Here is a 6,412-nt window from a genome sequence, read left to right on the forward strand (position 1 = left end):
TTTTAAGCTAAATAATCGATAGGCAATATCAATTCTAAAAACATGAGTACTCATCTACAATTGATTTTAAAAACCATATTAACACGTAAATGGAAGATAATCGTACTCTCCTATATATCTTAGCATCACACCTTAATTTACACTGATCCTGAAAATAAGGAGACGGGCGGTTTGGTTGTTATAATAATCATGAGAAAATGATCTTAAATCGATCACTTTCTCATGATAATAGCACGGTAAGACTCCTCAAATTAGTAGTAAGAAGAGTTTAAGTTATTGTTTTCTTTTTCCGCTTTTTCAATAATTTTGATATCTGTCAGAATTAGAGGAAAGTTTTTCTTAATACATACATCCTGTTCAAAATGGACTGAAGGTTTACCATCTGCAGTCCGAATAGTCCAACCGTCCTCCTCTGTATAATTATCATCCGTTCCTAAATTAATCATCGGTTCAATTGCTATCACTAAGTTTTCTTTCAAGACCTTACCTTTACCACGTTGTCCATAGTTAGGAATATCTGGTCCTTCGTGCAAATCACGTCCTAATCCATGACCGACCAAGTCGCGTACTAAACCATATCCATATGGTGAAATATGAGAGGCTATTGCATAACCTATATCGCCAATACGATTACCATGCACAGCTTGCTCGATACCTTTAATCAATGATTCCTTTGTGATTTTGACTAATTGAATTACTTCTTGAGCAACTTCACCAATGATAAATGTATATGCCTGATCTCCGTGAAATCCGTTTTTAAATGCTCCAACATCTATGGAAACTAAATCACCCTCTTTCAAAGGATTATGATTTGGAAATCCATGCACGATAGCATCATTTACTGAAGCACAGATATGGAATGGAAATCCACCAAAATTATGAAACGAAGGAATTGCACCATGATCACGAATAAATTCATTTGCAAAACGATCGATATCAAGTGTTGTGATACCTGGTCTAATAATCGATGCAATAGCAGCCAATGTTTGACTTGTCAATTTTGCACTTATTTGCATTAATGCTACTTCTTCTTCTGTCTTATAAATCATATCATTTATTTTTATTACAATCTGTTACAATCAGGCTTTTAGCCAATAAATATCACTTCACCAGGATCAAGATTCTAAATGAGCACACATCCATCTAATCTACTGATTAAGTAATAGTTTGAAACAAATTTAATGACCATAATACAACTAGAAAAGTAAAAATTGGACAATAATTCGACATAGCACTGAATATATTTTAAGTACTTTTGTAAAACTATGCCCATTAATTTTTTTGGAGATATTAAACCATCTGATTCCATAATAGGAGAATCAACAAGATACTGGAGGGATTCTAATTTATTTTTTAAATCAGAATGCATCTTAGGTGCATATGTATTTTCATGCAAAGACTTAGAAGGCAACCAGGCACTATTCAATGACGGTCTTCCTACTTTAATTTTTATGCCTAATAAAACGGATATCGTTCATATTAAAAAGGCTGATCAAACAATCAAATTAAATGCGGCATGGGTATGTTGTGGGACAATACAGAATACTTACTGGCAACTACCTCAAGATCTTGAATATATTATTGTATTACGTTTTCATCCTTCATCCTTTTATCAAATTTTTGATGTAGCACCAGAATTCTTTCTTTCACATCCCGTCTGTAGCCTAACTGACATCATAAGTGAAAAATCAAAATTGCTAATCGATAAACTGTATCAAAATAAAACTGTTGCAGATCGTATGCAATTACTGGAAAACACCATGCGCACATATACTCCAGCAGAAAACCTACCTTCTCTGCTTCAAGAAGCTTTAAATAAAATTGAACAGAAAAAAGGAAATATATCTGTAGCAGATATAATCCATGGTTTGGGAGGAAAAATAAATCGTAAATGGCTACAGAGAAGTTTTGTAAAATACATGGGAATTTCTCCTAAAAAATACATTTCTTTACAACGCTTCATTTATATATATGGCGAGTGGCAGAGCAACTATCAAAAGGATTTCATGTCGAACTCTTTCTTATCTGGTTATTATGATTACAACCATTTTTTAAAAGATTTCAAACTATATATAGGCGTCTCACCCACGAAATTTAAATAAGCAGAAACTATTTCCTGCTCATTTAAATACAATATTACTAATCTTCATGTGTAAGATTAAAAAATGTAAGCATTTGCTCTAATGCATTATTGGCATGCATAATTTCACTATTCTTTAAAGTATCTGCTGTAGCCTCTGCACCTCTCTTGATCATATCTGCTTCAAAAAATGCTATAGCACTCTTTAAATCAGTAAATTTATCTCTGGTAAGACATGATGCCAATTCAAATGCATCTTGCATCGCAACATTGGCACCTTCACCAGCAAAGGGCGGCATCCGATGAGCCGCATCTCCAATCATAGTCAGGTTATGATTTGCTTCCCAAGATTGATCAAGCGGAAAGTAGTATTGTGGACGTAAAATTAACTGAACATGCTCATTTCTAAAAAATTCAGACCATGCTGTACTCCATTCCACAAACTCCTGTCTGAACCATTGATCCGCTTGCTGCTTGTCTTTCAAATCTATTCCATTTTCTTTGAACCAATGTTCTGGACATTTAAAGCTCGCAACAAACATAATCGAACCATCACTTTTAGATCCGTATCCCACAAATTGCCCCTGCCCAAAAGCCATCACCTTTCCATCTTTCGCAAATTCAACAAGTTTTGGAGCATGAATAGCGGCATCATAGATATTACCTTCAATCAAGGTGATACCAGAATATATAGGCTTAATAGTACTAATGAGCGGACGAATTTTTGAATTAGCTCCATCGGCAGCAATTACCAAATCTGCATATGCAGTTGTGCCATTTTTAAAATTTAAATACCATCCATCTTGATGTGATTCCATGGACACAAATTGGCTGTCCCAAATGACAGTATCGGGTTTTAATGAATTTAACAGAATATCACGCAATGGTCCGCGGTCTATTTCAGGTCGGTCTTCTCCTTTCCCAATTTCACGATCATGATCATCCATGTGAATGTTAAGATCCTGATCGACAAGCAACAATTTACTTGCAGTGGGTCGGTGATGTTTATAAAACTCTTGAAGAAGACCTGCACGCTTCATCGCTTCTAATCCAGTACCTTCATGAAGATCCAACGTAGATCCTTGCACGCGCACTTCACGATTAATATCCCTTTCGTACACATTTACTTCCACATTTTGCATCTGTAAAAGACGAGCTAAAGTTAACCCGCCAACGCCACCTCCGACGATAGCAATTTTCTTATTTTCTACTAACATTCTTTTTCTTTTAACACGATGTGGTAAAATTATTCAGAGTTAAGAGAAGATAATAGTATAAATCGGTCGTTTTTATTCTTCAATAATTCTTTCGGTACTACGCCAGAAAATTTTTTTATATCTTTTATAAAATGGGTCTGATCAAAAAAATTCTCTTCAGGAAACAATTTTCCCTGTGCAACATGATCCAGAGATGCTCGAAAGCGTAAGACATTGCAGTATGCCTTCAGGGATAGACCAAATTGCTGATTGAAATACCTATTGATCTGACGGCTGCTCCATATCACTTTTTCTGCTAATTCTTTTACACTCACGGATCCCTTCGAGGCATAAATTAAATCAAATAAGTGCTGTTTCCGTTTATCGATTTGATGGGGAATTAAGGACTCCATTGTCAGTGTTGCTTTATTCATAAAACAATTAAAATCTTGCAGATCATCTTCAGAAAAATCCCAAAAATCACTTGGAAGCACTTTGCCTGAATCCACTAGATCGGAAATAGGTTGTTTCAAAATATAGTCGACAGCAAGTAATTTAAAACTTACCACAAACATCTTTATACGTGCGGGAATAGTCGCCGGTTTATGTTGTGTACCAAGTCCCAATAATATGATTTGAAAAGGATTTTCCGGTGATTTAGAAAATATCAGATCAATTCGTCCATCTGGTAAACCAACTGTTTCTTTTTCCTGATCAGATTGATTATGCAAAAACCAAAAGCTTTCTACATAATCGCAAAGGGATTTATTCGGTAAAAAAACGCCATAGCCTATGCTCTTATCCATCACCTTACAACCATATTTAACTGTTATCTGACAGCTGAAAATTCATAATTTATTGAAATATCAAAACTAATTTACAGATTATATTCTTACAGATAAATACTTCTCCTATTTAATAATTATAAATAGCATATACTTAGACCAGCTCCCCTAATCTTTAATTATCTATCTTAATCGTTGCTAGCCATTTCTTTATATCCGCTTTAACCTGCTCTTCTTTTGCACCTTTCATCACCAAAAAAAGTCCTTCTTTTTCCTTTCCGCCTGTAGTAGAATAGCCTGTTAAAACGGTACTATTAGCACATAATTGCCTTAACGTTTCAAAACTGCTACCAATACCATAACCGCCATTCGTGTTAAAAGGAACAATCGTTTTCCCACTTAAATCATTTTGGGACAAAAAGCTTTTGATTGGAGGAGGAAGTTGCATTCCCCAAGTAGGAAACCCGACAAAAATTACATCATATTGTTTTATATTCTCAATTTGCGTTTTTAAAGGAGGCAAATAGCCTCCTTGATTTTCACGTGCAACCTGATCTACTACACTTTGATAATCCAGTGGATAAGCTGTCATTAATTCGATCGGCACCAGATCACCTCCTATTTCTTTGTGGATGATCTGAGCAACTGCCTTTGTATTGTTTGTACGCGATAAGTACACGATTAATATCTTTTTATCATGAAGCGGTTTGTCTGTTATTGGAGCAGAGCTAGACTGCTCTTTTATCGGTTCTTTAGCCTGAGAACAGGATAATAGCAATAATAAAGCTACACTTAATAGTAATCCATATTTTGTTAATGCTTTCATTATTAATCAATTTATTAGACAAATATCAAACCGTCAGTTTTTATTTTAGTATACGGATTACGGAAAAAACTACCCTTATTACTTATTTCCCTACTCGATTTTGTAAAGCTTCTGGATACCGCGCTCCTTGGATCGTAATTTTTGAAGTAGCTTGTTCAATCTGTTCCATATCTGCAGCCGATAATCTGATATAAGATGCGCTGATATTCTCCTGTAATCGATGGATTTTTGTTGTCCCTGGAATAGGTACTATCCATGACTTTTGTCCCAATAACCAAGCTAATGCTATTTGTGCCGGAGTAGCCTCCTTATCAATAGCGATTACTTTCAACAAATCAACCAAGGCTTCATTAGCTTTTCTATTCTCTTGTGAAAACCGAGGCACTATATTTCTGAAATCTGTGGGATCAAACTGTGTTAATTCATTGATAGCACCTGTTAAAAATCCTTTTCCTAATGGGCTGAAAGGAACAAAACCTATACCCAATTCTTCAAGAGTAGGTATAATTTCCTTTTCAGGATCCCGATAGAATAACGAATACTCACTTTGTAATGCAGTTACTGGTTGCTCTGCATGTGCTTTACGAATCGTCTCCGCACCCGCTTCTGAAAGCCCCCAATGTCTAATTTTTCCTTCATTTATCAGATCACGAATAGTTCCTGCAACGTCTTCAATCGGAACATTCGGATCCACTCTATGCTGATAAAATAAATCAATATAATCTGTTTTAAGCCTTTTCATGGATGCTTCCGCTACCGCTCTTATGCGTGATGGACTACTATCCAATCCTTTTTTTGAATCACCTTCCTGAAACCCAAATTTGGTTGCAATTACTACTTGGTCGCGAAAAGGGACCAAGGCTTCACCTAGTAGCTCTTCATTAATAAAGGGACCATAACACTCTGCGGTATCAAAAAATGTTACCCCTGCTTCATACGCTTCATGAATTAAGCTAATAGCCTCTTGCTTATCTGTAGCAGGTCCATAACCAAAACTTAACCCCATGCAACCCAAACCCAAAGCTGATACTTCAAGTTTATTATTTCCTAAATTCCTTTTTTCCATGATTTAATATTTTTATACTGACAATAAGTATTTTTTACAATCGCTACTTTTTCTTTTAAGATCTTAAACAGGTATTACAATGCAAAGTTCAGCTATGGTATTGAATAGTCGTGTATACAGATTACGGTTTCACTTACCATTATTACCGATGCTTATTCATTCTCTATTAAACAGACAACATTGTACATGATTTTGTTTATAAAAATCATGTAAGGACTGATGGATTGGACTTGCAAATAAAATCGGCAGTACTAGTTAAGCAGTTTTTTTAAGATTTTGTTTTTTGTTATTGAATTGCTCTATGGTAAGGTTTCCTAGTGCAGAATGTCGACGCTGTCTATTGTACCATACTTCTATGTATTCAAATAAATCTGTCCTCATTTGCTCTTTTGATACCAATTTGTTCCCATATATTTGCTCTGATTTTAGTGTTTTAAAAAAGCTCTCTGCAACTGCATT

6 protein-coding genes are annotated in these 6,412 nt (G+C 35.2%); 1 reads left to right on the plus strand and 5 read right to left on the minus strand.

The genetic code is table 11. The features are described from left to right. Positions 1–251 precede the first annotated feature (251 nt). Positions 252–1,049, minus strand: coding sequence for a type I methionyl aminopeptidase (map, locus tag JAZ75_RS25885; protein WP_132771955.1), 798 nt, complete (start codon positions 1,047–1,049; stop codon positions 252–254). Between the two features lie 216 nt (positions 1,050–1,265). Between map and JAZ75_RS25890 the strand changes: the two genes are divergently transcribed. Continuing rightward, positions 1,266–2,102 carry a helix-turn-helix domain-containing protein gene (locus JAZ75_RS25890; protein WP_168128062.1) on the plus strand — a complete coding sequence of 279 codons (837 nt, stop codon included), beginning with the start codon at positions 1,266–1,268 and terminating at the stop codon, positions 2,100–2,102. Positions 2,103–2,139: 37 nt separating this feature from the next. On the opposite strand, the gene JAZ75_RS25895 is transcribed toward JAZ75_RS25890, so the two are convergent. The 4 genes from JAZ75_RS25895 to JAZ75_RS25910 form a co-directional block, all read right to left on the minus strand. Further along, complete coding sequence (locus JAZ75_RS25895; RefSeq protein ID WP_208699491.1) at positions 2,140–3,297, minus strand: FAD-dependent oxidoreductase; 1,158 nt, start codon at positions 3,295–3,297, stop codon at positions 2,140–2,142. A 29-nt stretch (positions 3,298–3,326) separates the two neighbouring features. Continuing rightward, positions 3,327–4,082 carry a helix-turn-helix domain-containing protein gene (locus JAZ75_RS25900; RefSeq protein WP_208699493.1) on the minus strand — a complete coding sequence of 252 codons (756 nt, stop codon included), beginning with the start codon at positions 4,080–4,082 and terminating at the stop codon, positions 3,327–3,329. A gap of 154 nt (positions 4,083–4,236) precedes the next feature. Then, positions 4,237–4,887, minus strand: coding sequence for a flavodoxin family protein (locus JAZ75_RS25905; protein WP_208699495.1), 651 nt, complete (start codon positions 4,885–4,887; stop codon positions 4,237–4,239). An 82-nt stretch (positions 4,888–4,969) separates the two neighbouring features. Continuing rightward, positions 4,970–5,953, minus strand: a complete 984-nt coding sequence (locus JAZ75_RS25910) for an aldo/keto reductase (RefSeq protein WP_132843996.1) — start codon at positions 5,951–5,953, stop codon at positions 4,970–4,972. Positions 5,954–6,412: the final 459 nt, after the last annotated feature.

Source organism: Sphingobacterium sp. UDSM-2020 (assembly GCF_016132525.1).
GTDB classification, from domain to species: Bacteria; Bacteroidota; Bacteroidia; order Sphingobacteriales; family Sphingobacteriaceae; genus Sphingobacterium; species Sphingobacterium anhuiense.